The organism is Pseudomonas koreensis (assembly GCF_036668835.1).
GTDB classification, from domain to species: Bacteria; Pseudomonadota; Gammaproteobacteria; order Pseudomonadales; family Pseudomonadaceae; genus Aquipseudomonas; species Aquipseudomonas koreensis_I.
The window spans coordinates 207,235-233,685 of sequence record NZ_JAZEVW010000003.1; the positions used below are offsets into that span (position 1 = coordinate 207,235).

General features: G+C 61.1%; 20 protein-coding genes. 8 read left to right on the forward strand and 12 right to left on the reverse strand.

Features of this window, described 5'->3' with window-relative positions; genetic code table 11:
* Window positions 1-34: 34 nt before the first annotated feature.
* Complete coding sequence (locus V6F91_RS10160; protein WP_016772447.1) at window positions 35-517, reverse strand: acyl-CoA thioesterase; 483 nt, start codon at window positions 515-517, stop codon at window positions 35-37.
* A 279-nt stretch (window positions 518-796) separates the two neighbouring features.
* Here V6F91_RS10160 and V6F91_RS10165 point away from each other — a divergent pair, with 279 nt between their 5' ends.
* Entirely contained in the window at window positions 797-2,560 is a 1,764-nt protein-coding gene (locus tag V6F91_RS10165; protein ID WP_332764000.1) for a cation:proton antiporter, read from the forward strand.
* A gap of 21 nt (window positions 2,561-2,581) precedes the next feature.
* On the opposite strand, the gene V6F91_RS10170 is transcribed toward V6F91_RS10165, so the two are convergent.
* The 3 genes from V6F91_RS10170 to uvrD all read right to left on the reverse strand — a co-directional run bounded on the left by V6F91_RS10170 (window position 2,582) and on the right by uvrD (window position 6,426).
* On the reverse strand, window positions 2,582-2,989 hold the full coding sequence (locus V6F91_RS10170) for an SMI1/KNR4 family protein (RefSeq protein ID WP_003187120.1): 408 nt from the start codon (window positions 2,987-2,989) through the stop codon (window positions 2,582-2,584).
* A gap of 141 nt (window positions 2,990-3,130) precedes the next feature.
* The gene (locus tag V6F91_RS10175) at window positions 3,131-4,006 is read right to left on the reverse strand and encodes a Tim44 domain-containing protein (RefSeq protein WP_332764003.1); all 876 of its coding nucleotides are present in this window, start codon (window positions 4,004-4,006) and stop codon (window positions 3,131-3,133) included.
* Between the two features lie 236 nt (window positions 4,007-4,242).
* Complete coding sequence (gene uvrD / locus V6F91_RS10180; protein WP_332764005.1) at window positions 4,243-6,426, reverse strand: DNA helicase II; 2,184 nt, start codon at window positions 6,424-6,426, stop codon at window positions 4,243-4,245.
* A gap of 256 nt (window positions 6,427-6,682) precedes the next feature.
* Between uvrD and V6F91_RS10185 the strand changes: the two genes are divergently transcribed.
* From V6F91_RS10185 to V6F91_RS10195, 3 genes are all read left to right on the forward strand, one after another.
* Entirely contained in the window at window positions 6,683-9,553 is a 2,871-nt protein-coding gene (locus V6F91_RS10185; RefSeq protein ID WP_332764006.1) for an EAL domain-containing protein, read from the forward strand.
* Window positions 9,554-9,680: 127 nt separating this feature from the next.
* Window positions 9,681-10,547: a transcriptional regulator HexR gene (gene hexR, locus V6F91_RS10190; protein WP_007962240.1), complete on the forward strand. Its 867-nt coding sequence runs from the start codon at window positions 9,681-9,683 to the stop codon at window positions 10,545-10,547.
* Between the two features lie 164 nt (window positions 10,548-10,711).
* The gene (locus V6F91_RS10195) at window positions 10,712-10,915 is read left to right on the forward strand and encodes a PA3496 family putative envelope integrity protein (protein ID WP_332764009.1); all 204 of its coding nucleotides are present in this window, start codon (window positions 10,712-10,714) and stop codon (window positions 10,913-10,915) included.
* Here the strand turns inward: V6F91_RS10195 and V6F91_RS10200 are convergent.
* A complete protein-coding gene (locus V6F91_RS10200) occupies window positions 10,857-11,819 on the reverse strand; it encodes a LysR family transcriptional regulator (RefSeq protein ID WP_332764011.1) in 963 nt (320 codons plus the stop codon). The genes V6F91_RS10195 and V6F91_RS10200 overlap by 59 nt on opposite strands.
* Window positions 11,820-12,008: 189 nt before the next feature.
* Between V6F91_RS10200 and V6F91_RS10205 the strand changes: the two genes are divergently transcribed.
* Together V6F91_RS10205 and oadA are read left to right on the forward strand one after the other, a co-directional pair.
* Entirely contained in the window at window positions 12,009-13,424 is a 1,416-nt protein-coding gene (locus tag V6F91_RS10205) for an acetyl-CoA carboxylase biotin carboxylase subunit (RefSeq protein WP_090287702.1), read from the forward strand.
* A 101-nt stretch (window positions 13,425-13,525) separates the two neighbouring features.
* Window positions 13,526-15,334, forward strand: a complete 1,809-nt coding sequence (gene oadA / locus V6F91_RS10210) for a sodium-extruding oxaloacetate decarboxylase subunit alpha (protein WP_332764014.1) — start codon at window positions 13,526-13,528, stop codon at window positions 15,332-15,334.
* Window positions 15,335-15,969: 635 nt separating this feature from the next.
* Here oadA and V6F91_RS10215 read toward each other — a convergent pair.
* Window positions 15,970-18,159, reverse strand: coding sequence for an autotransporter outer membrane beta-barrel domain-containing protein (locus V6F91_RS10215; protein ID WP_332764016.1), 2,190 nt, complete (start codon window positions 18,157-18,159; stop codon window positions 15,970-15,972).
* Window positions 18,160-18,365: 206 nt separating this feature from the next.
* Window positions 18,366-21,320, reverse strand: a complete 2,955-nt coding sequence (locus V6F91_RS10220; RefSeq protein ID WP_332764018.1) for an autotransporter outer membrane beta-barrel domain-containing protein — start codon at window positions 21,318-21,320, stop codon at window positions 18,366-18,368.
* A 215-nt stretch (window positions 21,321-21,535) separates the two neighbouring features.
* Here V6F91_RS10220 and V6F91_RS10225 point away from each other — a divergent pair, with 215 nt between their 5' ends.
* Window positions 21,536-21,826, forward strand: a complete 291-nt coding sequence (locus tag V6F91_RS10225) for a helix-turn-helix transcriptional regulator (RefSeq protein WP_332764020.1) — start codon at window positions 21,536-21,538, stop codon at window positions 21,824-21,826.
* 29 nt (window positions 21,827-21,855) lie between these two features.
* On the opposite strand, the gene V6F91_RS10230 is transcribed toward V6F91_RS10225, so the two are convergent.
* Together V6F91_RS10230 and V6F91_RS10235 are read right to left on the reverse strand one after the other, a co-directional pair.
* On the reverse strand, window positions 21,856-22,692 hold the full coding sequence (locus V6F91_RS10230) for an amino acid ABC transporter permease (RefSeq protein WP_332764022.1): 837 nt from the start codon (window positions 22,690-22,692) through the stop codon (window positions 21,856-21,858).
* On the reverse strand, window positions 22,689-23,510 hold the full coding sequence (locus V6F91_RS10235) for an ABC transporter substrate-binding protein (RefSeq protein ID WP_332764023.1): 822 nt from the start codon (window positions 23,508-23,510) through the stop codon (window positions 22,689-22,691). The genes V6F91_RS10230 and V6F91_RS10235 overlap by 4 nt, the downstream gene beginning before the upstream one ends.
* 113 nt (window positions 23,511-23,623) lie before the next feature.
* Between V6F91_RS10235 and V6F91_RS10240 the strand changes: the two genes are divergently transcribed.
* Entirely contained in the window at window positions 23,624-24,526 is a 903-nt protein-coding gene (locus V6F91_RS10240) for a homocysteine S-methyltransferase family protein (RefSeq protein ID WP_332764025.1), read from the forward strand.
* Between the two features lie 121 nt (window positions 24,527-24,647).
* Here V6F91_RS10240 and V6F91_RS10245 read toward each other — a convergent pair whose 3' ends face one another.
* The 3 genes from V6F91_RS10245 to V6F91_RS10255 are packed head-to-tail and all read right to left on the reverse strand — an operon-like array spanning window position 24,648 to window position 26,411.
* Complete coding sequence (locus V6F91_RS10245; protein WP_332764027.1) at window positions 24,648-25,319, reverse strand: GNAT family protein; 672 nt, start codon at window positions 25,317-25,319, stop codon at window positions 24,648-24,650.
* 11 nt (window positions 25,320-25,330) lie between these two features.
* The gene (locus tag V6F91_RS10250) at window positions 25,331-25,777 is read right to left on the reverse strand and encodes a GNAT family N-acetyltransferase (protein ID WP_332764029.1); all 447 of its coding nucleotides are present in this window, start codon (window positions 25,775-25,777) and stop codon (window positions 25,331-25,333) included.
* 10 nt (window positions 25,778-25,787) lie between these two features.
* Complete coding sequence (locus V6F91_RS10255; RefSeq protein WP_332764032.1) at window positions 25,788-26,411, reverse strand: FMN-binding negative transcriptional regulator; 624 nt, start codon at window positions 26,409-26,411, stop codon at window positions 25,788-25,790.
* Window positions 26,412-26,451 lie beyond the last annotated feature (40 nt).

The window sequence follows — 26,451 nt, forward strand, 5'->3', positions numbered from 1 at the left end:
GCTCGCGAAAGCGTTCTTCAGAGCGCTACAAATCTCAAGCGTCGCCCTTGATCTCCTGATAACGCTTTTCCAGCTCCTGACGAATCTGCCGACGTTGCTGCGCCTGCATGAAACGGCGCTTGTCTTCGCTGTTCTGCGGTTGCAGCGGCGGTACGGCGGCGGGTTTGCGCTGGTCGTCCACGGCCACCATGGTGAAGAAACAGCTGTTGGTGTGACGCACCGAGCGCTCGCGGATGTTCTCGGTGACCACTTTGATACCTACCTCCATCGAGGTGTTGCCGGTGTAGTTGACCGACGCGAGGAAGGTCACCAGCTCGCCGACGTGGATCGGCTCACGAAAAATCACCTGATCCACCGACAGGGTCACCACGTAGCGGCCGGCATAACGGCTGGCGCAGGCATAGGCCACTTCGTCGAGGTATTTGAGCAGCGTGCCGCCGTGGACATTGCCAGAGAAGTTGGCCATGTCGGGGGTCATCAGTACCGTCATCGACAGCTGGGCGTTTCCGGGTTCCATAACGTTCTCACGGGTCAAGGCGGATGGCTGAAAAGCACCTCTGCGGGTGCCTGGTCGCTTTTCAAAAGCACCGATATCGGGACGCCGGGCGCAGGCTCGTCGTCACGCCGGAATCGATCTGTTTCCTTATATTGCACCGGCTTTCAGAAAGAAGTCGCGGTGTTAACCTGCAAAAGCCCTGCCCAAGGGCAATTCCTACAGCCGAAGCGGATTTTTACCCAGCCTGCGCAGACACTTTTGACGTCTGTCCGCGGCCTCGTCATTCAAGGAGCCCACACCATGCATGCCATCAGTTTCATTCAGGATCTGGCAGTGATCATGTTGGTCGCAGGTGTGGTGACCGTACTGTTTCACCGTTTCAAGCAGCCGGTGGTGCTCGGCTACATCGTTGCCGGGTTCATCATCGGCCCGCATACACCACCGTTCGGCCTGATCCACGACGAAGACACCATCAAGACCCTCGCCGAGCTGGGGGTGATCTTCCTGATGTTCTGCCTCGGGCTGGAGTTCAGCCTGCGCAAGCTGTTCAAGGTCGGTGCCACAGCGTTTATCGCGGCGTTTCTGGAAATCATCCTGATGATCTGGATCGGTTACGAAATCGGCCGCTGGTTCGACTGGAACACCATGGACTCGCTGTTCCTCGGCGCGATCCTGGCGATTTCCTCGACCACCATCATCGTCAAGGCGCTCAACGATCTGAAGATGAAGAACGAGCGCTTTGCGCAGCTGATCTTCGGCGTACTGATCGTTGAGGACATCCTCGGCATTGGTATCATCGCGTTGCTGTCGAGTATCGCCGTCAGCGGCACGGTCAGCTCCGGCGAAGTATTTTCCACGGTCGGCAAGCTGTCGCTGTTCATGATCGTTGCGCTGGTCATCGGCATCCTGCTGGTGCCGCGCCTGCTGGCCTACGTGGCGAAATTCGACAGCAACGAGATGCTCCTGATCACCGTGCTGGGCCTGTGTTTCGGCTTCTGCCTGCTGGTGGTGAAACTTGAATACAGCATGGTCCTCGGCGCCTTCCTCATTGGCGCGATCATGGCCGAGTCGCGGCAACTGCTGAAGATCGAACGGCTGGTCGAGCCGGTGCGTGATCTGTTCAGCGCAATCTTCTTCGTCGCCATCGGCCTGATGCTCGACCCGATGATCCTGCTCGAATACGCCTGGCCGATTGCGGTGATCACCGTGGCCGTGGTGCTGGGCAAGATGTTGTCTTGCGGCCTCGGTGCTTTCATCGCCGGCAATGACGGACGTACCTCACTGCGAGTGGGGATGGGCCTGTCACAGATCGGCGAATTTTCCTTCATCATCGCCGCACTGGGCATGACCTTGCAGGTCACCAGCCATTTCCTTTATCCGGTGGCTGTGGCGGTGTCGGTGATTACCACGTTGCTGACGCCGTATCTGATTCGCGCGGCCGATCCGTTGTCGATCAAGTTGTCCGCAGCCATGCCCAAGCGTCTCGGCCGGGTACTGGGCATGTACGGTGAATGGCTGCGCAGCATCCAGCCGCAAGGCGAGGGAGCGATGTTGGCGTCGATGATCCGGCGGATTCTGTTGCAGGTGGGGGTCAACCTGGCGCTGGTGATTGCGATTTTCATCGCCGGGGCTTACTTCGCCGAACGTCTGTCGGTGTGGCTGCAGGACTGGATCAGCGATTCGAGCTGGCAGAAGGCGTTGATCTGGGGCGGCGCGTTGCTCGTATCATTGCCGTTCCTGATCGCCGCTTACCGCAAGCTCAAGGCGCTGTCGATGCTGCTGGCGGAGATGGGCGTCAAACCGGAGATGGCTGGGCGGCACACGCAGCGAGTGCGCCGGGTGATCTCTGAAGTGATCCCGATTCTCTCGCTGCTGGTGATTTTTCTGCTGCTGGCAGCCTTGTCAGCCAGTATCTTGCCGACCAACAAGTTGCTGGTGCTGATCGCCGTGGTTGCGGCCGCCGTGGCGGCGCTGCTCTGGCGCTGGTTCATCCGCGTGCACACGCGGATGCAGGTGGCGCTGCTGGAGACCCTCGACAATCACAAGGAGTCGTCAGGGCATTGAGCCGCCGGGGCGGCTGGCCGATCAGCTTTCCAGCCAGACGTCCCGCGCCCAGTGCCACACCGATTCCCAGGTTTCTTCGGCAATCAATTCTTCTTCGGCCTGCCAAAGCACCACGGTGCCGTCTTCTTCGACACAGTAGTAGTCATCGCCGTCCTGACAGATCGGGATCAGGCTGCGATCAACCCCGGCATCCCATGCATTGGCCGCGACATCCGGCAGATAGGTGTGGGATTGCGGGTCGGTGACGGTGACGGGTTCGAGACTGCCATAGACCACATCGCTGACGGTCAGCAAAAATTCCCGGAAGACAAACGGAATGTCGATGAACAGTTGTTCTTCAATTTCGACCAGCAGGTCTTCGTCAGGCAATTCCAAGGGAACCGGTACGGGTTCGTTGGCTTCGCGTAGTTGTTCGATGATTTCTTCCACGTCCGGGGATCCTCTTGCTTGAATGGCGCGGTTTATAGGGGCCGGTTTATACAGTAGCTCGCTATAGATGCAACTGCGAAATAGAAAACCCCAGCCGAGGCTGGGGTTGTTTTATTACCGCAAGTGAAGCTCAGCAGGCAATCAGCCGTTCTGGCGGATACCGGCGACCAGCCAGGGCTGGTTCTCGCCCTGCGGGCGTTCCATGTTCCAGCTTTCGCTGAACACTTCGCCCTGGTCGAAGCGCGAAGTCTTCGAAACGCCGGTGAAGGTCAGGGTGGCAATGGTTTTGTCGGCACGATCATCGACGCCGTCCAGTTGCACTTGCAGGTTGTCGATGTAGGTTGACTGGAAGCCATCACCCAGGTCAGCGCGCTCACGCTTGAGGAATTCAAGCATTTGCGGCGTCACGAACTCGGCGATCTTGTCCATTTCGTTGGCATCCCAGTGCTGCTGCAGCGACTGGAAGTGGCTACGTGCAGCTTCAAGGAAGTTCTGCTCGTTGAACCACGCTGGTGCGTTGATCACCGGACGGGCGGCAGCAGGTGCAGCCGAACCACCGAAGATCGAACCCATGGCAGCAGGCTTCTGCTCGAAGACTTCACGCTGCATTGGCGCGCCGGCCGGAGCGAACTGCTCCTGCTGCTTGCGACGACGGGCGGCGATGAAGCGGAAAATCACGAACGCGATCAGCGCCATGATCAGGATGTCGAAGATCTGCATGCCCTGGAACCCGCCGCCCATGAACATGGAGGCGAGCAGGCCACCGGCGGCGATACCGGCCAGAGGGCCGAGCCACTTGGAAGCACCGCCGGCCTTGGCCGCAGCGCCTGCAGCACCGGCAGCGCCAGCGGTCGCAGCTGCGCCGCCCACGCCTGGAGAAGAAGGAGCCATCTGGCTGGTCTGGTGCGTCGGCGCAGCGCCGGCGCTTTTGCCACCACCAAAGCGCTTGGCGTTGGCGTCGAGGCTCATCGTCAGGCCGATGCACAACGCCATGGCGATGCTAAGAAAACGTTTCATAAAGGGTATTCCCGTTTTGTGGAGACACGCGCGCCATGTTGCACAGCTGAAGTGTTACTGGCTAGCGAGAGAGTGTTTCCGGCTTTTGCCTGACAGGTTGCGTTCAGCTTGGCGAGGCAATCAGCCGATGTACTTTTGTGTGTAGGAAAAGGCGATAGGTTCAGAGGGATTTGGGTCTCTTGTAGGATTGAGCCTGCGAGCAGGCTCAATCCTACAGAAAGCAAGCGGAACCGGCGTTAGATGGCCTCGAGCTTGGCGTAACCAAGCATCAGCCACTTGCTGCCTTCGCCGAAGTTCACCTGCACCCGGGCCTGTGCGCCGGAGCCTTCGAAGTTGAGGATCACGCCCTCGCCGAAGATCGAATGGCGCACGGCCTGGCCGAGGACGAAACCGGTCTCCGGTATCTCGCTGCCGCTGAACAGGTTGCTGCCACTCATCGACTGGTTGCCGCCGAAGGGCCGGCTGACGCTATTCGACAAACGCACTTCTTGAATCAGACCTTTCGGCACCTCGCGGACGAAACGCGACACCTTGTTGTAGGTCTCGCTACCGTACAGGCGGCGGGTTTCCGCGTAGGTCATCACCAGATTCTGCATCGCCCGGGTGATACCCACATAGGCCAGACGCCGTTCCTCTTCCAGACGCCCCGGTTCTTCGAGGCTCATCTTGTGCGGGAACAGGCCTTCTTCCATGCCCACGAGGAACACGTAAGGGAATTCCAGGCCTTTGGCGCTGTGCAGGGTCATCAGTTGGATGCTGTCTTCGTGCTCGTCGGCCTGGGTGTCGCCGGCCTCCAGCGACGCGTGGCCGAGGAACGCCGCCAGTGGCGTCAGCTCTTCGTCTTCTTCGGTGTTTTCGAAGTTGCGCGCGGCGCTGACCAGTTCCTCAAGGTTTTCTACCCGTGCCTGACCTTTTTCACCTTTTTCCGCTTCGTGGTAGGCGATCAGGCCGGACTGCTCGATGACGGTCTGGGTCATCAAGTGCAAGGGCATCTCGGCGCACTTGGCGGCAAGGTTTTCGATCAGCTCGATAAACGCGCCCAGTGCGCTGGCCGCGCGACCGGTCAGACCCTTGTTGGCGACCAGCAGGCGCATCGCTTCCCACATCGACACATCGCTGTGCCGGGCGTGCTCACGAATTGCCTCGACGGTTTTCTCACCGATGCCGCGGGCCGGCACGTTGATCACCCGCTCCAATGCGGCATCGTTGCCGCGACCCTCGAGCAAGCGCAGGTAGGCCATGGCGTTCTTGATTTCGGCGCGCTCGAAGAAGCGCTGGCCGCCGTAGATACGGTACGGAATGCGCTCGCGCAGCAAGGCTTCTTCGAGAACGCGCGACTGGGCGTTGGAGCGGTACAGGATCGCGATTTCGCTGCGCGCCAGGCCGGTTTTCAGCGCACTCTCGATGGTTTCGACAACGTAGCGCGCTTCGTCGTGTTCGTTGAATGCGGCGTACAGATTGATCGCTTCGCCATCGCCGCCGTCGGTCCACAGTTCTTTGCCCAGACGCCCGGTGTTGTTGGCAATCAGCGCGTTGGCCGCCTTGAGGATGCCGGCGGTGGAGCGGTAGTTCTGCTCCAGACGAATGGTCTCGGAATCCGGGAAGTCGGATGAGTACTGGTGGATGTTCTCGATCTTCGCGCCGCGCCAGCCGTAAATCGACTGGTCGTCGTCGCCGACCACCATCAGGCTGTCGCCACCCTTGCCGAGCAGGCGCAACCAGGCGTACTGCACGGCGTTGGTGTCCTGGAATTCGTCGACCAGAATGTGTCGGAAGCGCTTCTGATAATGTGCCAGCAGGCCCGGATGATCGCGCCACAGGTCGAGGGCGCGCAGCAGCAATTCGGAGAAATCGATAACCCCGGCACGCTGGCACGCCGCCTCGTAGGCTTCGTAAATGCCACGCATGGTCGCCAGGTACAGATCGCCGCTGGCCTGGATGTGTTGCGGCCGCAGACCTTCGTCTTTCTGGCCATTGATGAACCACTGCGCCTGACGGGCAGGCCAGCGTTGCTCATCCAGCCCCAGCTCGCGGATCACTCGCTTGACCAAGCGTTGCTGGTCGTCGCTGTCGAGAATCTGGAAGGTCTGGCTCAGGCCGGCTTCCTGCCAGTGCGCCCGCAGCAAGCGGTGCGCCAGGCCGTGGAAGGTGCCGACCCACATGCCAGCCGGGTTGATGCCCAGCAACTGCTCGATGCGGTGACGCATCTCGGCAGCGGCCTTGTTGGTGAAGGTCACCGACAGGATGGAGTGGGGCGAGGCGTTTTCGACCTGGATCAACCAGGCGATACGGTGCACCAGCACTCGGGTTTTACCGGAGCCAGCACCGGCCAGGACCAACTGACGGCCAACGGGGGCCGCTACGGCCTGGCGTTGGGCATCGTTGAGAGAGTTCAGCAGAAGGGAGAGATCATCGCGCATCGGGGCATTCTAGGGTGCGCCGCAGGCCCGGGCAAACCGCGTGTTGCATTAGCCGATGAAAGTGCTGCCGATGACGACCGGTCGGTCACCCCTGCAGGCTTCGGCCCGTCTCGCTTGAGCGGTCGCGACGGTGCCGGGACACGCGCAAGTTTCGGCGCAATTGTGACCTGCAGCAGTTTGGCAACCGGAGCGGCTTGTGTATGCTCCGTCGACGTTTCGGGCGCACGCCCTCCTTATAAGAACAAGAACGTTGCCCATGATCCTCAGCGCCGAACTGTCGGGACCCTCTGTGGAACCCCGGGTCATCCGCAAGCACTATGCCGTCGAAATGGCGGTCGAGCGCACGCGTCTGCTGTATCAGGGCTCATTGCTGCCGACGCTGTTCATGTTGGTCAATGGCCTGGTCTGCGCGGCATTGCTCTGGAGCCCGCAGCGTTACTTCGTGGTCAGCATCTGGCTGGTGTGGCTGTTGTCGCTGGTGGCACTGCGGGTGATTCAGGTCGCGGCATTCGACTCGGCGATACCGGATCGTCAGGCCCAGCCGATCTGGCGGCGCATGTTTCTGCTCGGTTCGACGATGACCGGCCTGACGCTCGCCGGTGCCGGTATCGCGCTGGTGCCCGCCGATAACTTCATGCAACAAGCCTGGGTGTTCGGCCTGATCGGCGCGGCGACCCTGTCGGCCAGCGTCGCCTACGCCGTGAGCCTGCCGGCGTTCCTGTCGTTCACTTTGCCCTGTCTGCTGCCAGCGATCGGATACCTGTTCTGGGGTGGCGATGAGCAGGCGCGTGGTTGGGGCTGGCTCGGCTTGATCCTGCTCGGCTCCTTGAGCGTGGTCGCCTGGCAGGTCAATCGGCTGATCGACCGCGGTTTGCTGCGGCGCTTTCAGAACCAGCACCTGATCGAACATTTGCAGCAGACCCAACTGCGCGGCGAGCAGCTTAACCAGGAACTGGCCAGGGAAATCGAGCAGCGCCGCTGTGCCGAGGGCAAGCTGCGCGAGGCTCAGGTCGAACTCGAAGACCGCGTCGCCCAGCGCAGCCGCGAACTGGATGCGGCCAACCAGGCCCTGAGCAAAAGCGAGGCGCGTCTGGCGCTGGCGTTGAAGGCCAGCGAGCTGGGGTTGTGGGACTGGAACCTGCAGACCGACGAAGTCCATCACACGCAAATTCAGGAGCTGTTCGGCCTCGCCCCGGAATATGTCACCGCGCTGCTGCGCGATCTCAAGCCACGCTTGCATCCCGAGGATCTGCCGTCGCTCAAGTACGCATTGATCGAGCATTTGAAGGGGCGCAGCGAGGATTATCAGATTGAATATCGCGTACGTCACGGCGACGGCCATTGGGTCTGGATCGAAGACCGGGGCCGTGCGGTAGAGCGCAGCGTCAATGGGCGAGTGATCCGCATGGTTGGCACGCGCCGTGACATCAGCGCCAGCAAGCGGCTTGAAGAACAGCAGCGGCTCGCGGCGACGGTGTTTGAAGCGGCCAGTGAAGGCATCGTGATTCTCGACCCGAACTACGCGCTGATCGCGATCAATCAGGCCTTCAGCCGGGTCACCGGCTATGACATCGACGACATGCTCGGGCGCAATGTCGTCGAGTTGCCATGCAGCCGCGATGCCCGCCGCCATTATGTGGCCATTCGTCATGCGCTGGAGCAGCACGGTAGCTGGCAGGGCGAACTGGTGGAAACGCGCAAGAACGGCGAGCTGTACCCGCAATGGCTGCAATTGAATGCGGTGTGCGACAACCGCGGTAATGTCAGCCATATCGTTGGTTTCTTCGCCGATCTGTCGGCGCGGCGCGAATCCGAAGAGCGCATGCGTTATCTGACCCACTATGACGAGCTCACCGGTCTGGCCAACCGCTCGCTGTTTCGCGAACGCCTGCACGAAGCGCATCAGCGCTCGCGGCAGAGCCGGCGCAGTCTGGCCCTGCTGCACATCAATCTGGACCGTTTCAAGTTGCTCAATGACAGCCTCGGGCATGAGGTGGCGGACCAGTTGCTGCAAAAAATGGCGCGGCGGCTGGTCAATGCTTTGCCGGAAGCCGACACCATAGCGCGCTTGTCCGGTGATGAATTTGCGGTGCTGTTCGATGCCTACGGCAACCTGTCGAGTCTGGCCCGCGTCGCCACGCGCTTGTCATCGAAGCTGCGCTTGCCGCTGACGGTGGAAGGGCACGAGCTGGTGGTCAGCGCTTCGATGGGCATCAGTCTGCTGCCGGACAACGCCCGCGAGATTTCCACGCTGGTCAGCCAGTCGAACATGGCCATGCAGCACGCCAAACATCTGGGCGGCGACAACTTCCAGTTTTATACCGACAGTTTGCAGGCCAGCACGCTGGAGCGCTTGCAACTGGAAAACCATCTGCGCCGGGCGATTGAAGAGCAGCAGCTCAGCGTGTTCTATCAGCCGAAACTGTGCCTGCAAACCGGCCGCCTGAATGCCGCGGAAGCGCTGGTGCGCTGGGAGCATCCGAGCATGGGTCAGGTGCCGCCGGCCGACTTCATCGGGTTGGCCGAGGAAACCGGGTTGATCGGGCCGATCGGCGAGTTCGTTCTGCGTCAGGCTTGCTGGCAGGCTTGCGAATGGCAGCGGCAGGGCCTGGCGCCGATCCGCGTGTCGGTGAACCTGTCGGTGCACCAGCTGCGCCAAGGCAAACTGGTCAGTCTGGTGCGGCAGGTGCTGGAGGAGACGGGGCTGGCGCCGCATTGCCTGGAACTGGAACTCACCGAAAGCCAGTTGCTCGACAGCGTCGAGCACATCATCGCGACGTTCCAGCAACTGCGCGATCTGGGTGTGAAACTGGCAATCGACGATTTCGGTACCGGCTATTCGTCGCTGAGTTATCTCAAGCGCATTCCGGTGGATTACGTGAAGATCGATCAAGCGTTCATCCGCGGTTTGGATGAGGGCAGCGAAGACGCGGCGATCACTCGCGCGATCATCGCCATGGCCCATGGCTTGTCGCTGAAAGTCGTCGCCGAGGGCGTCGAGTGCCCGGACCAACTGGAGTTCTTGCGCAGCGAAGGTTGTGACGAAGTGCAGGGTTATCTGATCAGTCGTCCGGTTGACGCCGGCGCGCTGGCCGGGCTTTTGCGCGAACAGGAAAAACCGCTTTAAGGGCTACATGCAGGCCATCGCGCCAGATAGCGGGACATCGAGTTACGCATTGAGCAGGCAAAATGCCAATTCATGTAGTATAACTACAAGCGTGCTACATCCTTGCCCACAAGAAGAGTCCAGCCCCTTGAATCTGCTGCAACACATCGCCCAGTCACGTCACCTGTTACGCAAGTCGGAGCTCAAGGTCGCCGACCACGTGCTGCTTGACCCTGCGGCGGTGATGCACAGTTCCATGGCCGATCTGGCCCACAGCGTCGGCATCAGCGAACCGACCATCGTGCGTTTTTGCCGCGCCATTGGTTGTTCCGGTTTTCAGGATCTGAAGCTCAAACTGGCGCAAAGCCTGGCTGCCGGTGCCAGTTTCGGCCAATTCGCGATCCACGAAGACGACTCGGTCGCCGATTACAGCCTGAAGATTTTCGACACCACGCTGCACACGCTGATGGAGGTTCGCGAGAAGCTCGATCCGGTGGAATTGCAGCGCGCGGTCACGTTGATGTCGCAGGCGCAGCGCGTCGAGTTCTATGGCTTTGGCGCGTCCGGTGCAGTGGCGGCGGATGCCCAGCACAAGTTCTTCCGTCTACTGCTGACTGCGGCGGCGTATTCCGACCCGCACATGCAGGCGATGTCGGCGGTGACCCTGAAACCGACCGATGTGGCGATCTGCATTTCCCAGTCGGGGCGCTCCAAGGATCTGCTGATCACCGCTAACCTCGTTCGCGAAAGCGGCGCCTCGTTGATCACCCTGTGTCCGAGCCAGACACCGCTGGCCGAGCTGTCGACGGTCAATCTGGCAATCGATGTGCACGAAGACACGGAAATCTACACGCCGCTGACCTCACGTATCGCCCACCTGGTGGTGATCGATGTGCTGGCGATGGGTGTGGCCATGGCGCGCGGGCCGAGCCTGGTCAATCACCTCAAGAGTGTGAAGCGCAGTTTGCGCAGCCTGCGCTTGTCGCCCAAAGCCGTGAAAGCGCTGGATGACTGAAGTCATCCAGGGTCGCTCCGACCTTAATCGCGAGCCTGCTCGCGAAGGCGTCCTCAACAACACTGAAAATCCGAAACTTTCATCAGTCTGTAACCCCCGCGCAGCCAAACCGTCATCCGCCACGCCTATTGTGAAACTCCCGTACTCGCCTTGGGAGAATCGAAATGGCTCAGCCCTACGAAGAACGCAACAGCGCCGCGAAAACCCGCCGTCAGCAGGAAGACCAGCGCCGCATGGAATTCCGTCGCGCCATCGAAGATCGCTTCGAACTTCGCCAGCTTCAAGCCGAGATCGGCGATTTCCCCGAGGTTAATTTCTGGCAGGCAGCACCCGCAGCTTCCCGTCGAAACGCTCAACCAGCGCGCTGATCTGCGCACGCTCGCTGCGGATAAACGCCAGGAAGGCGTGCGCCACCGGTGACAGGCGTTTGGCTTTGGCCTGCACCAGGCACCAGCTACGCAGCAGCGGCAATTCCTCGACCGGCAGCTCGACCAGCCCGCCGGTCGCCAGCTCCAGGTTCAGGGCGTGACGCGTCAACAGCGCCACGCCCAGACCCGCCAGCACACACTCGCGCTGAGCCTCGGCCGAGGCCACTTCCTGAGTCTGGGTGAAGTGCACGCGTTTCTCTTTGAAATATTCTTCGCATGCCAGCCGCGTGCCCGAGCCCTGCTCGCGAATCAGCAATGTGTAAGGTTCAAGATCCTGCAGGCGCAACGGTCCCAGATGCGCCAACGGGTGATCGGGACGTGCGACCGCAACAATCGGATTATTCAGGAACGGCAGAAATTCGAGGCCCATGTCCTGCGGCACCATCGACATGATCACCAGGTCATCGCGGTTGTCCGACAGCCGTCGGATCACCTGGCCGCGGTTGACCACGGTCAGTTGCAGATTGACCTCGGGGTGCTGGCGCTTGAACGCCGCAAACAAGTGCGGGACGAAATATTTGGCGCTGGATTCCACCGCCAGTTTCAACTGACCTTGTAGCGAACCCTGCATGTCCGACAGTTGCATATCGAGGTTTTCCAGGCGCCCGAAAATGTCGCGGCTGGCGCGCTGCAGCGCTTCGGCGGCCTCGGTCATGTAAAGTTTTTTGCCGACATAATCGAATAAGGGCTGGCCGATCAGCTCTTCAAGCTGACGAATCTGTAGGCTTACGGCCGGTTGTGTGAGGGACATTTCATCAGCTGCGCGGCTATAGGAACGCAGATCACACACTTCGTTGAAGATCTGTAGCTGACGTAATGTCATACGCATCAAGGACTTACGCATTTTTGCAGGCTCTGAAATGTGTTCGATGTTTTAACTATAAGTCTTTACTTATGCCTGACCCAATTTTTATTCATTTTTGTTAATCCCTTGCGAGCGCTAGTGTGGACCTGCGACCGAATTGAAACATTTGGTCACGCGTCGACCTGGGTCTAGCAGGTCGTGGTGCCACCGGCTCAAGGGAACCTCCAAGTGATAACAAAGATCCTGATCGCCAACCGTGGTGAGATTGCCGTACGAATCGTACGAGCCTGCGCCGAGATGGGCATTCGCTCGGTAGCGATTTTTTCCGACGCCGACCGTCATGCCCTGCATGTGAAGCGTGCGGACGAAGCTCACAGCATTGGCGCCGAGCCATTGGCCGGTTACCTCAACCCGCGCAAGCTGGTGAACCTGGCCGTAGAAACCGGCTGCGATGCGCTGCACCCCGGCTACGGCTTCCTGTCGGAAAACGCCGAACTGGCGGAAATCTGCGCCGAACGCGGAATCAAGTTCATCGGCCCGTCGGCTGAAGTCATCCGGCGCATGGGCGACAAGACCGAAGCGCGCCGCAGCATGATCAAGGCGGGCGTGCCGGTCACGCCGGGCACCGAAGGCAACGTCTCGGGCATCGAAGAAGCCTTGGCCGAAGGGGACCGCATCGGTTACCCGGTGATGCTCAAGGCCACTTCGGGTGGTGGCGGTCGCGGTATCCGTCGCTGCAACAGTCGCGAAGAACTCGAACAGAATTTCCCCCGGGTCATTTCCGAAGCCACCAAGGCCTTCGGCTCGGCGGAAGTGTTCCTGGAAAAATGCATCGTCAATCCCAAGCACATCGAAGCGCAGATTCTCGGCGACAGCTTCGGCAACGTCGTGCACCTGTTCGAGCGTGACTGTTCGATCCAGCGCCGTAACCAGAAGCTCATCGAGATCGCGCCAAGCCCGCAACTGACCCCGGAACAGCGCGCCTACATCGGCGATCTGTCGGTGCGCGCGGCCAAGGCGGTGGGTTACGAGAACGCCGGCACCGTGGAGTTCCTGCTCGCCGAGGGCGAGGTGTACTTCATGGAGATGAACACTCGCGTGCAGGTGGAACACACCATCACCGAAGAAATCACCGGCATCGATATCGTTCGCGAGCAGATCCGCATCGCCTCCGGCCTGCCCCTTTCGGTGAAGCAGGAAGACATCCAGCACCGCGGTTTCGCCTTGCAGTTCCGCATCAACGCCGAAGATCCGAAGAACAACTTCCTGCCGAGCTTCGGCAAGATCACCCGTTACTACGCGCCCGGTGGTCCGGGCGTGCGCACCGACACGGCGATCTACACCGGTTACACCATTCCGCCGTTCTACGATTCGATGTGCCTGAAGCTGGTGGTCTGGGCATTGACCTGGGAAGAGGCAATGGACCGTGGCTTGCGCGCGCTCGACGACATGCGCCTGCAAGGGGTGAAGACCACCGCCGCCTACTACCAGGAAATCCTGCGCAACCCGGAATTCCGCAGCGGTCAGTTCAATACCAGCTTCGTTGAAAGCCACCCGGAACTGACCAACTACTCGATCAAGCGCAAACCCGAAGAGCTGGCCCTGGCCATCGCCGCCGCCATCGCCGCCCACGCAGGCCTATGAATGAAACAGCTGCGAGCTTTTAGCTGCGAGCGGCAAGTAAAAGCAGATTGGCTTTTTCTTGCAGCTCGTAGCTTGAAGCTTGCCGCTATGAGGAGATACCAATGACCAAGAAGATCTTCGTTACTGACACCATCCTGCGCGACGCTCACCAATCGCTGCTCGCCACCCGCATGCGCACCGAGGACATGCTGCCGATCTGCGACAAGCTCGACAAAGTCGGCTACTGGTCGCTGGAATGCTGGGGCGGTGCGACGTTCGACGCCTGTGTACGTTTCCTTAAAGAAGACCCGTGGGAGCGTCTGCGCCAACTGCGCGCGGCGCTGCCTGACACGCGTCTGCAAATGCTGTTGCGCGGGCAGAACCTGCTGGGCTATCGCCATTACAGCGACGACGTGGTCCAGGCCTTCGTCGCCAAAGCCGCAGAGAACGGCATCGACGTATTCCGTATCTTCGACGCGATGAACGACGTGCGTAACCTGCGCGTGGCCATTGAAGCAGTGAAGGCTGCCGGTAAACATGCCCAGGGCACTATCGCCTACACCACCAGCCCGGTGCACACCATCGATGCGTTCGTGGCGCAGGCCAGGCAAATGGAAGCCATGGGTTGCGACTCGGTGGCGATCAAGGACATGGCCGGTCTGCTGACTCCGTACGCTACCGGTGAACTGGTGCGTGCATTGAAGGCCGAACAGTCGCTGCCGGTGTTCATCCACTCCCACGACACCGCAGGCCTGGCAGCCATGTGTCAGCTGAAGGCGATCGAAAACGGCGCCGATCACATCGACACTGCGATCTCCAGTTTCGCCTCCGGCACCAGCCACCCGGGCACCGAGTCGATGGTCGCGGCGCTCAAGGGCACCGAGTTCGATACCGGTCTGAACCTCGAGTTGCTGCAAGAGATCGGCCTGTACTTCTACGCCGTACGCAAGAAGTACCACCAGTTCGAAAGCGAATTCACCGCGGTCGACACTCGTGTGCAGGTGAACCAGGTACCGGGCGGGATGATTTCCAACCTGGCCAACCAATTGAAAGAGCAGGGCGCCTTGAACCGCATGGGCGAAGTGCTGGCCGAGATCCCGAGGGTACGTGAAGACCTCGGCTTCCCACCGCTGGTGACCCCGACTTCGCAGATCGTGGGTACACAGGCGTTTTTCAACGTGTTGGCAGGCGAGCGTTACAAGACCATCACCAATGAAGTGAAGCTTTACCTGCAAGGCGGTTATGGCAAAGCGCCGGGCGTGGTCAACGAAAAACTGCGCCGTCAGGCGATCGGCAGCGAAGACGTCATCGACGTACGCCCGGCCGATCTGCTCAAGCCGGAGATGACCAAACTGCGGGCCGATATCGGCGCACTGGCGACCTCGGAAGAGGACGTGCTGACCTTTGCCATGTTCCCGGACATTGGTCGCAAGTTCCTCGAGGAACGTGCCGCCGGCACCCTGACGCCGGAAGTGCTGTTGCCGATTCCTGAGGCGGGCGCTGTTGCCTCTGCGGGTGGTGAGGGCGTGCCGACCGAGTTCGTCATTGATGTGCACGGCGAAACCTACCGCGTCGATATCACCGGTGTTGGCGTCAAGGCCGAGGGCAAGCGGCACTTCTATCTGTCGATCGATGGCATGCCGGAAGAAGTGGTGTTCGAGCCGCTCAACGAGTTTGTCAGCGGTGGCAGCAGCAAGCGCAAGCAGGCGTCGGCGCCGGGGCATGTCAGCACGACCATGCCGGGCAATATCGTCGATGTGCTGGTCAAGGAGGGCGACACCGTGAAGGCGGGTCAGGCGGTGCTGATTACCGAGGCGATGAAGATGGAGACCGAGGTTCAGGCGGCGATTGCCGGGAAGGTTGCGGCGATTCATGTGGTCAAGGGCGATCGGGTGAATCCGGGTGAGATTTTGATTGAGATCGAAGGGTGATTTAGCGCTTCGATGTAATGTTTTAAACCTCGGGGGGGCATGTGCTCCCCTTTTTTTTGGTTGGTTGCCTTGGCGGCCTCTGGGCCGACCATGCATTGGTTGTTTTGGGTGAATATCCGTTGTTTCGGGGGTTGCGGCTGGCGGTTTCGCCCTTACGGCGAGTCACCTTTTCCAGACGCCGAAAAGGTAACCGAAAAGGCTTGCTCCTGCGTTCGGCCCTCGCAGGCTCGGGTCCCTTCGCTCCGGGATCGATCCGGGCGCAGCGGCTACGGTTTGCTTCGCTGCACCTCCTTCCGCTGTGTACGACTTCGTCGTACGGTCGCTGCGCTCCCACGCCCGGATCAATCCCTCCACTCAGCCTTCCGATGTCGCTGGTTAGGCAAGATCAAGATCAAGAGCACGCGAGCTAACGCTCATTGTTGAGTGGTGAAGAGCGGTTGTTCGACTTGGAATTGTGGTGGATTTTCCCCTCACCCCAGCCCTCTTCCGAGGGAGAGGGAGCCGATTTGCGTTGGCTTTGAGATTGCGTACGACTCGGTATCCCAAGTCGGCGTATCTCTCACATCCACCGCGATCAGTCCCCTCTCCCTTTGGGAGAGGGCTAGGGTGAGGGGCTTAGGCTGATCAACCATCCATCAAAACGCCATGCGCCATTGCCCCGTCACGCCATGAGTCCGGCTGTCATTGCCCGCTTCGGCTGTAAGGCTGACGCCGACGGTGTGGTTGGCGGCGAGGCCGAGGTCGAGGCCGGTGTCGATGGACAGGCTGTTGCGGTCCAGTGCGGCGCCGGCGATTTCGTAGCGTTTGCCGCCTTTGATCAGTTGTTGGTGCGTATGGTTGTCGATTTCGCCGAAGGTGTGTTTCCAGCCGGCGCTGAAGCGCGGGGTCAGGGTTATGCCGTTGTCGAGTCGGGTGGTGTGGGCGGTGCGCAGGCCGAAGGTGCTGCTGAGGTTGTCGCGGGTTTGTCCGAATACTTTCAGGGCTGCGTCGCCGCCTTTTTCGCGGTAGCTGTCGCGCTGGTAGCGTTGATAGCCAAGGCTCGCGAAGGGTTCGAGGGTGGCGTTGTCGCGGCCTAAGTTGTAGCCGAGTTCGGCGAAGGCTTGCTGGGTGTTGGCGTTGTAATTGCCCTGCAGGCGATCGCTGAAGCCGTTGTAGGCGACGCGGCGTTTGCTGCTGCCTTCGTGGCTGGCCCAGGTTGCGCCGAGGCGCACGGCCAACGGGCCGTCCTGGCGTACGGCGTAGGCGCCGAGGTGCCAGCTGTCGAGGTCGCCGTCGTATTGGCGGGCGTCGAGTCGGGTTTGCGATTTGCCGCCGAGCAGGCCGACATGCCATTGCTCATCGAGCCGCCAGTCGGCGCCCAGGACCAGGCCTTGGGTAGCGTGCTTGAGAGTGCTGTCGACATCGCGATCGACCTTGCCGCCATGGCCGAGTGCCTGAATCCACACCCGGCCAGTGTCGGCTGCGGCGGATGCCTGGCCGGGCGAGTTGGCCGATGTGTATGTCCTGTCTGAGTGGTTGCTCAATTGCTGCATCGCCGAAAGCATGCTGGCGCTTACCGGCGAGACACTGCTCAAGGTGGCTTTGGCGAGATTGGCGTTGCTGCCGGCGGCAAGTTGTTCGAGGGCGATGGGGGCAGTGGTCTTGTCGCTGGACAGGAGTGCGGCGACTGCGGTGTTTGCCGGTTTTGTCGACACAGGCGCGGGCTGTTCGGCTGCCTGCTCTGCCTGTGCGATGACGATTTGTTCCTGCTCAGCGGCTGCAGCAGGTTTGGTGGCGAGCGCGGATGGCGGGGTCGGGATTGGAGTGGTTCCCACTGCCGTTGCTGGCGTTGGCGTTGGCGTTGGCGTTGATGTTGGCAGCGCAGAGGGAGATGGCGCGACGGGTTCGACAAGGCTCTCGGCGACCGCGCGGCCGGCGTCAGTCGTAGCCACCTCTTTCAGCGCTACGTCATTGCGGGCGTAGGTCAATCCGACCGATTTCTTGTTGTATTGAGGTGTAGCGGTCATGAACGCGAGGTTGTTGCGAATGGTGCCGAACTCACCTTCCACCGCACCCGCTTCGATAACTTTGTACTGGCTGCTCTGTGGATACTCCCCCTGCGCTGCGACGATATTCAAGGTGGCGCCGGCGAGCGCGGCAGTGCCGTCGACCTTGATCGTTTGACTGCCAGAAGGCGTGACCTCATACGCCAGCTCGGCGGTTGGCGCCAAGTGCAGATCGCCTTTGACCCGCGGCGCCCCAAGCAATCCGTTGACGGTAAGCAGCCCGCCGACTTGCAGATTCTCTACCGTACCTTTGCCAGCGAAGCTGCCGCCGTTCTCGACATGAACATCGCCTTTGAGGCTTCCCAGGTTGGTCAGGGCCGTGCCGCCTTGAACCAGCACACCTTCCCTGAAGTCACCCTTGGAACTCGACGTCCAGTCGCCCTTGGCGACGACCAGGCCGTTGAAGTTGCGCGTGTCTTTAAGCGCACCGCCGTCGCTGGCATCGAGAAACAGAAAGTTGTCGCCCTCACCACCGTCCAGTCGGCCTGTGAAGCTGGCACCGTCCTTGAGGCTGATCAGATCGTTGACCGCGGTGCCCTTGAAGGATTTTTGCGCGGTTTCGAAAACGATGGGCACCGTTCCCGGATCACTGAGAAAGCGCTGAAGTCGTTCAGCAGCCTTTTCCTTGGCGCTGGCTTCGGTCGGTTGCGGTGCCGCGATGGGTGTCAGCGGTTCAGCGGCTTCCGAGGGTTGCTCGGCGTTGGCAAACTCTACGCAACCGAGTGCCAGGGAAATGGCCAGCGCCAGGTGTTCTGGTTTACATCCGTGTTGAGTCAGCATCAAGGAAAGCCTTTTCCAGAGAGTGAAGACTCAACTCTATGGCGGACCTCAAAAATCCGCTGTCGGCTGCTTCTCCTACCTGTGCAGGCGACGTCGGACCGTACGCGGCGAAAAAGTCCGGGGGACTCGAAACCGGACCTTTTTTACCCGGCTTGATCGGCGCTTTTTCCTACAGCGAAGCCGGGCTGCTACCGTCTATCAAGCGCTTAAAAACTCATCTGCCATTGCCCGATCAGCCCGTGGTTACGGCTGTTGCTGCCGATCTCGCCGCTGTAGCCCAGGCCCAGCGAATGCCGTGCCGAGACGCCGACATCAAGCCCGGCTTCCAGCATCAGGCTGTCGCGATCCAGCGCGCTGCCCTCGACATTGAACGCCGTGCCGCCGGTTACAAACGCCTGGCGCGTCGAGCTGCTGACATCGCCGTAAGTGTGTTTCCAGCCGAGGGCCATGCGCGGGGTGACGCTCATGCCATTGTTCAGGCTGCTCAAATGCGCGAGCCGCAGGCCGAGGGTGCTGCTGAAGTTGTCCTGGGTCTGGCTGTCGACTTGCAACGCAGCGGCGCCGCCTTTTTCCTGATAGCGCTCGCTGTGGTAGCGCTGGTAGCCGAGGCTGGCGAACGGTTCGGCGCTGAGCCGGCCGCTGCCCATGGCGTAGCCGAGTTCGGCGAAGGCCTGTTGGCTGTCGGCGTCGTAGTCGCCTTTCGGACGATCGCTGAAACCGTTGAAAGCGATGCTGCGCTGGCTGTCGCCTTGATGAGCGCTGTACGCCGCGCCGAGGCGCACGGCGAGCGGGCCGTTCTGATGCAGCGCATAAATCCCGGCGTGCCAGCTGTCGACCTCGCCTTCGACGCCGCTGGCATCCAGATCGGTCTGCGAGTAACCGCCCAGAACGCCCACGCGCCAGGCCGGGTTCAGCGCCCAGTCGGCACCGAGCAAGCTGCCCTTGGTGCGTTGCTCCAGACCGCTGCTGCCATGTTCGCCATCGACTTTGCCGTAGCCGCCGATACCTTGCAGCCAGAGGCGGCCGCGAGCGTTCGGATCATTGAGATTGCGCGCCGCCGCCGGCACGCCACTGGCGGCCAGCACCGGCGTGTCGCGCTGATCGAGACCGACCAGCAAACCCGGCCCCGCCATTTGCTGCATCGCTGCGAGCATGCTGCTGCCAACCTGACTGCTGGCACTGAGCGTGGCACTGGTGAGGTTGGCATTGCTTGTGCCGGCCAGTTGTTCGATTGCCGCACCGGCACTGCTTTGAGTGGTGTTGAGCAAGGCGTTGTACAGCGCATTGTTTTTGCCGATCGAGGCCAGGCTGTTGGCGGCATTGTTGCCGTTAGCGGTGGTGGCGAACTCGTTGAAGGCTATGTCGTTGCGGGTATAAGTCAGGTCGACCTGAGTCGCGGTGTAAGCGAGGGTTGGCGTCAGGAACGCATAGTCACTGCTGACTTCACCGAAGGTGCCGTTGACTTGCGCTGCTTGCAGCACGGTGTAGTGACTCTGCCAAGGGTAGGTGCCGCTGCCGGGATTCACCGCGAGTGTCGCGCCATTGAGGTTGGCGATACCGCCGACCACTACCGGCGCGCTGCTGCCGTCAGCGTTGACGCCGTAGGCGAGGGTGGCAGTGCTGGCCATGTTCAAGTCGCGAACAATGGTCGCGCGACCCAGGCTGGTGTCGGTGCGCAGGGTGCCGTTGACGTTGAGGTTACCCACCGAGCCGCCACCGGCATACACGCCGCCGGCATCGACCGTCAGGGTGCCAGCGATGCCGCCGTGGTTGATCAGGGTGGCGCCATTGCGCACCGCGCCGCCATCGCTGAAATCACCGCTGCCGGTCAGCGTCCAGGCGCCTTGGCGGACCTCCAGCCACTCGAAGTTGCGGCTGGCGCCGAAATCGCCACCGAACGCATCGTCCATGACCACCTGATCGGTGCCGCTGCCGCCATCGACCACGCCGATGAAGCGGCTGCCGTTGCGCAGGGTCAGGCGGTCATCGCCGCCGCCCAGGTCCAGCGCCAGACCATTGCTGCCGCTGACGGTGCCGCCGTTGATGACACTGTCGGCGAACTCGCCGACGAACTTCACCCCGAAACCGTTCAGGCCCTCGATGCTGCCGAAGTTTTCCAGCGTGGTCGCGGCCAGCCCCGAATTGCCGCTGCCGTCATCGACCAGAATCGCGCTGTCGGCACCGCTGATCAGCGCGCCGCTGGCGTTGAGAATGTAGCCGCCACCCAGGGCTATGCCTTCGCTGCCATTGGCAAAACCGCCCTTGTCCACGCCACCGGCGCCGACGCCTTGAATGGTGCCGTAGTTTTCGATGTGGGCGAGGTTGTCGATGTCGACGCCATCGCCGTCGCCGTTCGCTTGCAGGCCCGAGTACGCACCGGTAATGGTGCCATGGTTGATCACCGTGCCATCGCCATCGGAGCCAAACCCGGAACCGTTGCGTCCGGTGATCTGCCCGTAGTTGATCAAGGTCGCGCCAAGGTCGGTGGTGATGCCGTGTCGGCCACCGGAAATCACCCCGTAGTTGCTGATCGTCACGCCGCTGGCGGTATCGATGTCGACGCCATCGAACTTGTCGTCAGCCGTGTGCGCATCGCCGGTGGAGATCTCACCGTAGTTGGTCAGGGTGGCGTTGGCGCCGGTTTTCATGCCGTCGCTGGCCTCGCCGCGAATCAGTCCGCCGGCGCGATTGATGATGGTGGTCTTCACCGCGTCGCTGCGCAGCGCGTCCAGATCCAGACCCTGGCCGGTGGTCGAACGAATCACCCCGCTGTTGTCGATCAACAGGCTGCCGCTGACGAAGTTGCTGTCGATGCGCAAGGCATCGTTGGCCCCCAGAATCTGCCCGCCACTGCGGTTGTAGATCGAGTAATTGCGCGCCTTGCTCTCATCGCCACTGCTGTCGATGGCTCGGCCACCGCTGGACACGATCTTGCCGGCGTTATCGATCACCACACCGGCATCGCTGGTGCTGTCTTTCAGGCTCACGGCCTTGCCAGTGTTGGTGATACTGCCGGGCGCCGAAATCGTCAGCGTGTCGCTGCCGCTCAGCGTTTGCGAGGCGGTTGTGGCGGTGTCGATCTGCACGGTTTTACCGTGAGCAGCAGTGGCGGCGATCAGCAGGGCGATAGCGAGAGACAGGCGCTGTGGCGGAAACGGCATGAAGGGGCGGCCTTTTTCTTATGGACGGGCCGTCCTGTATAGCGAGGGGTTTTTACAGAATGATGTCGGAGGCGTTCTGCATTATTTTGCGCGCCGTCTAAGCTGGCGACGTCATGATCTGCATTTTGTTGCAGTTTAAGCATCTCTAATCCATTAAAACTGCACTATATTGCGTTTTTTCTCAAAGCGTTCTTCTGAACGCAACAAGGAGAGCAATGAAACCTGCAAAGAGCCTGACCGTCATGGAGCGCACGGCGCTCATCGAAAGCATCCAGCAAGCCCTGGCCCAAGGCACGCTGGACATCGGCGAAGCCGTGCGTCGACTGCGGGTGGAAGTGACCGGTTTGCACCAGACCCAGTTCGCGCGGATGTGCAAGATCTCGGTGCGGACGCTGGTGCATATCGAACATGGCGAAGGCAATCAGACCCTCAAGTCGTTGAATGCCGTGTTTCGTCCGTTTGGCATGAAGATGGGCGTGGTACGGATTCGTCCGGACAACAGCTGAGCCCTGCACGCCGAGCGGGGTTCGCCGTTTCAACCGCGCCGAACGTACGCCTTGCCGTAATGCCGTTCCATCTTCGCTTGAATCAGCTCCAGCCCGATCGACATCAGCCAGTAGATGATCGCCGCGGTGGTGAGCATTTCGATATAGCGATAGCTTGAGCGGCCGTACGATTGGGCGAGGAACATCACTTCCCAGACGCCCATCACCGAAATCAGCGACGAGTCCTTGAGCATCGAAATGAACTGATTGGTGGTCGGCGGAATAATGGTGCGCATGGCTTGCGGCAGGGTGATGCGCCAGAAGATCACCGTCTCGCGCATACCCAGCGCCAGCGAGGCCTCGCGTTGGCCGTGGTCGACACCGAGGATGCCGGCGCGAAAGATCTCGCTGAGGTAGGCGCCATAGTTCAGTGACAGGGCGATGATGCCCGCCACAATCGCACCGGGGACGAGGCCCAGTTGCGGCAGGCCGAGGTAGATCAGCAGGATCTGGATCAGCAGCGGTGTGCCGCGAAAGAACGAGGTGTAGAAACTGGCGATACCGAACGCCACGGCGCTGCTCGACAGGCGCGCCAGTGCCGTGACGAAGCCCAGCAGCGAAGAAGCGACGATCGAGCACAAACACAGAAACAGCGTCAGCGCCGCGCCTTGCAGAAAGCCGTTGGGCGCCAGGTGCAGGCCGACGAGGTTGGGCAGCTTGTCGAGGATGATTGAGAACTTCAGGTCGAAGCTCAGAAAGAATCCGGCGAACAGGCAGAACAGCGCAGCCCAGGTCAGGTACAGCCGTGTGCGAAAGCCGAACAGGCGCTGCAGGCGTGATTCAGCCACCGGTTGCGGTGGCTGTGGCGGTGTCGGGAAAGAAGTCATTGACTGATATCGGCGCCGATCCATTTTTGCGACAACTGGCTCAGGGTGCCGTCCTGCTTGAGTTGCGCGAACACTTCACGGACTTTCGCGTCCCACTGCGCGTCGCCCTTTTCGATGGCCACCGAATTCGGCTCGGAGTACAGCGCTGCGCCGGCCAGCTTGAAGCGCTTGTCCTGATTCAGGCGTGGTTGTGCGGTAACCAGGTTGGTGAGGATTGCGTCGAGACGTACGCCGGCGCCGAGCCCCAGGTCCTGAAAGGCGACATTGTCGGTGTCGTACGGGGCGATCTGCACATCCTCGAACGGATACTGCAGCTGCGTGTCTTCGGCACCTTCGATGATCAGGTTCTTGTTCAGATAGCTTTCGTAACTGGAGGCGCTGGTCAGGCCGACTTTCTTGCCGCTCAGGTCCTTGGCGCTGTGAATTCGATCATCCTTGGCGTTGACCACGATCACCGCCGGCGAGGCGTAGTACTCGACCGGGAAGTCGAAGACTTCGGCGCGGGCCTTGCTCGGTGTCATCGAGCAGATGCAGATGTCGTAACGCCCGCTCCAGCGTCCGGCCGCAATGACATCCCAGGATGGCGTCTCCAGGCGCAGCTTGACGCCCAGTTTTTCGGCCACGGCTTTGGCGACATCGACATCAAAGCCGTCGAGCTGATTCTGCTCATTGAGAAACGAAAACGGTGGATAGCTTTCCATCAGCACGCCGACCAGTTCTTTGTTCTGCTCGATGCGATCCAGCGTGGCGCCGGCAAAAACCTGTGTCGAAGCGGCGAGCAGGGTCAGGCCCAGAGCCAGTAACGGTTGCAATTTCACGGGCGATCCCTGAGCAAAAAAGAGGTTGTCATTAACCGAATGGTGAGCATTAAATAGTTATAACAAAGACTCTGGTAGTGAGTTTTTTTCATAAGCATATGAGTGAAAAGCATATGGGCGCAGCAAGCACAGTGATTCTCGATGGCGGCATGGGCCGTGAGTTGCAGCGCGCCGGGGCGCCGTTTCGTCAACCCGAGTGGTCGGCGCTGGCGTTGAGCGAAGCACCGCAAGCGGTCGAAGCGGTGCATGCCGCGTACATCGCCAGTGGCGCCAATGTGATCACCACCAACAGTTACGCCGTGGTGCCGTTCCATATCGGCGAAGCTCGCTTCGCCGCTGAAGGCCAGGCGCTGGCGGCATTGGCCGGCGAACTGGCGCAACGCGCGGTGCACGCCTCGGGCCAGTCCGTGCGCGTGGCGGGTTCATTGCCGCCGCTGTTTGGCTCCTATCGCCCGGATCTGTTCGAGGCTTCGCGCGCCAGCGAGTTGCTGACGCCGTTGGTTCAGGGCCTGGCGCCGCACGTGGATCTGTGGCTGGCGGAAACCCAGAGTTCGACCGTCGAAGCCCGAGCCATCCACGCCGGATTACCGAAGGATGGCAAGGCGTTCTGGCTGTCGTTTACTTTGAAAGACGAAGACACCGATGAGGTGCCGCGCCTGCGTTCCGGTGAGCCGGTCGCTGAAGCGGCGGCGGTGGCGGCTGAACTGGGCGTGGAGACGCTGCTGTTCAATTGCAGCCAGCCGGAAGTCATCGGCGCAGCGATTGATGCGGCGCGCGCGACCTTCGAGCGTCTCGGGGTGAGCATCCATATCGGCGCTTACGCCAACGCGTTCCCGCCACAGCCCAAGGAGGCCACGGCCAACGACGGGCTCGACCCGTTGCGTGAAGACCTCGACCCGCCGGGTTATCTGCAATGGGCGAGGGATTGGCAACAGCGCGGCGCCAGCCATCTGGGCGGTTGCTGTGGCATCGGCCCGGAACACATCGCCGTGCTGGCGCAGCAACTGCGTCGTTGAGCCGTACCCGGCCAATTGTGGGAGCGAGCCTGCTCGCGAAAGCGCTGGGTCAGTCGATGCAAAGGTGACTGATCCGCCGTCTTCGCGAGCAGGCTCGCTCCCACGCGGGCGTCGGTGACGACTAGGTTCGGCACTCGGCGAGGGTTTTCGCTTGCCCCGACGTTGTCTGGTTCGCTTCTGAAAGCCAGCGTTCAAAGCCTGCGCCAATCGCCGGCCACTCCGAATCCAGAATCGAGTACCAGGCGGTATCGCGGTTCTGACCTTTGACCACCATATGCTGGCGGAACACTCCTTCGAAGCTGAACCCCAAACGCTCTGCCGCGTATCTGGAGCGGGCGTTGCCGTTGTTGCATTTCCATTCAAGACGGCGATAACCGAGCTCAAAGGCATATTGGCCCAGCAGATACACCGCTTCGGTGCTTTTCGGCGAGCGCTGCATTGGCGCACCGAAAGTGACGTGCCCGATTTCGATACGGCCCTGTGCCGGAACAATCGACATCAGGCTGAGAATGCCTTGCACCTGACCGGTTGCCCGATCGACGACGCTGAAAAAATACGGGTCGCTGTTGGCCGCATGGTTGTTCAGCCAGTCATTGAATGCACTGCGCTCGGAGAACGGGCCGTACGGCAAATAATCCCAGAGTTTCGGGTCGGCGCCGGGGCCTTCAAGGGCGGCGTAAAGCTGATCGGCATGCCGCGCCGGGTCAAGTTTTTCCAAGCGGATGAAACGGCCTTCGAGCAGGGTGGCGGTGGGGGCGGGGACGCCTTTCCAGTCAGCGAGTGAAGCGGTCATGGGCGCATCTCCTAAAGGGCTTTGCGAAACTGGATGAAGCCCGGACGTTCGGCGATCCGTTCGTAGAGCTGGATCGCGGTGGCGTTGGTTTCGTGGGTCAACCAATGGACTTTGCCACAGCCGTCGGCCTTGGCGGTGGCGTAGACGTGTTCGATCAGCAGGCGACCAACGCCGCTGCCGCGGGTCTCGGGCACTACCAGCAAGTCCTGCAGGTAGCAGGAGTTTTCGATGCTCCAGTTCGAACGGTGGTAGATGTAATGCACCATGCCTACCGCTTTACCGTCGCCCCAGGCCAACGCGGCATGGGTGGGTTCGTTCGGATCGAGAAAGCGCTGCCAGGTGCTTTGCGTCACCGTGTCCGGCAGTTCGGTGTTGTAGAACCGCAGGTAGGTCTGCCACAGCGGCAGCCACGCGGCATGGTCGGCGGCGCTGACCGGGCGAATGTCGATCTGACTCATGGTGATTTCCTTAACGCATCAAGCGGGCGAGGGTTTGATCGTTGACGTCGGGGCTGGCGGCGAGGCCGTCGCGCACCCCGGCAATGTCTTCGGCACTGCGGTTCTGGCTGAGCTTGCGTTTGCCTTCGAGATGCTCGATCGGAATGGCAAAACCGACGATGGCCTTGAGCATGCCGTCGATGTAATCGGCAGGTGCGTCGGCGACGGCCCAGGGTTGCGCCCGGCCGGCTTCGTGGCGGTCGGTGAGGGTGCTGACGATGTCGAGCAGGCGTCCGCCATCGCTGAAGGTCTCGGCGTGCCCGTAGGCGTGCACGGCGATGTAATTCCAGGTCGGCACGACTTTGCCGTGCTCGGCCTTGCTCGGGTAGAAGCCCGGGCTGACGTAGGCGTCGGCGCCGGCAAAGATCAACATGGCTTCGGCACCGTCGCGCAGGTCTTTCCACTGCGGGTTGGCCTTGGCCAGGTGCCCGTACAGCGTGCCGTATTCACCTTGTTCGCGATGCAGCAGCACCGGCACATGGCTGGCCTGCAGGCCTTTTTCGCCATGGCTGACGAGAATGGCGAGGCGGGTGGCGAGGATCAATTCGTGCAATTGGGACAGATCTTCGATGGCAAAAGCGCGAGGTGTGTACATGGACAGAATTTCCTTGGCGAATGCCTGCATCCTAGGCAGG

Coding starts and splice junctions, on each gene's coding strand:
- oadA (WP_332764014.1), top strand. CDS start 13,526: ATGACCAAGAAGATCTTCGTTACTGACACCATCCTGCGCGACGCTCAC.
- V6F91_RS10255 (WP_332764032.1), bottom strand. CDS start 26,411: ATGTACACACCTCGCGCTTTTGCCATCGAAGATCTGTCCCAATTGCAC.
- V6F91_RS10225 (WP_332764020.1), top strand. CDS start 21,536: ATGAAACCTGCAAAGAGCCTGACCGTCATGGAGCGCACGGCGCTCATC.
- V6F91_RS10165 (WP_332764000.1), top strand. CDS start 797: ATGCATGCCATCAGTTTCATTCAGGATCTGGCAGTGATCATGTTGGTC.
- V6F91_RS10245 (WP_332764027.1), bottom strand. CDS start 25,319: ATGACCGCTTCACTCGCTGACTGGAAAGGCGTCCCCGCCCCCACCGCC.
- V6F91_RS10200 (WP_332764011.1), bottom strand. CDS start 11,819: ATGCGTAAGTCCTTGATGCGTATGACATTACGTCAGCTACAGATCTTC.
- V6F91_RS10215 (WP_332764016.1), bottom strand. CDS start 18,159: ATGCTGACTCAACACGGATGTAAACCAGAACACCTGGCGCTGGCCATT.
- V6F91_RS10240 (WP_332764025.1), top strand. CDS start 23,624: ATGGGCGCAGCAAGCACAGTGATTCTCGATGGCGGCATGGGCCGTGAG.
- V6F91_RS10195 (WP_332764009.1), top strand. CDS start 10,712: ATGGCTCAGCCCTACGAAGAACGCAACAGCGCCGCGAAAACCCGCCGT.
- V6F91_RS10175 (WP_332764003.1), bottom strand. CDS start 4,006: ATGAAACGTTTTCTTAGCATCGCCATGGCGTTGTGCATCGGCCTGACG.
- V6F91_RS10250 (WP_332764029.1), bottom strand. CDS start 25,777: ATGAGTCAGATCGACATTCGCCCGGTCAGCGCCGCCGACCATGCCGCG.
- uvrD (WP_332764005.1), bottom strand. CDS start 6,426: ATGCGCGATGATCTCTCCCTTCTGCTGAACTCTCTCAACGATGCCCAA.
- V6F91_RS10220 (WP_332764018.1), bottom strand. CDS start 21,320: ATGCCGTTTCCGCCACAGCGCCTGTCTCTCGCTATCGCCCTGCTGATC.
- V6F91_RS10185 (WP_332764006.1), top strand. CDS start 6,683: ATGATCCTCAGCGCCGAACTGTCGGGACCCTCTGTGGAACCCCGGGTC.
- V6F91_RS10160 (WP_016772447.1), bottom strand. CDS start 517: ATGGAACCCGGAAACGCCCAGCTGTCGATGACGGTACTGATGACCCCC.
- V6F91_RS10230 (WP_332764022.1), bottom strand. CDS start 22,692: ATGACTTCTTTCCCGACACCGCCACAGCCACCGCAACCGGTGGCTGAA.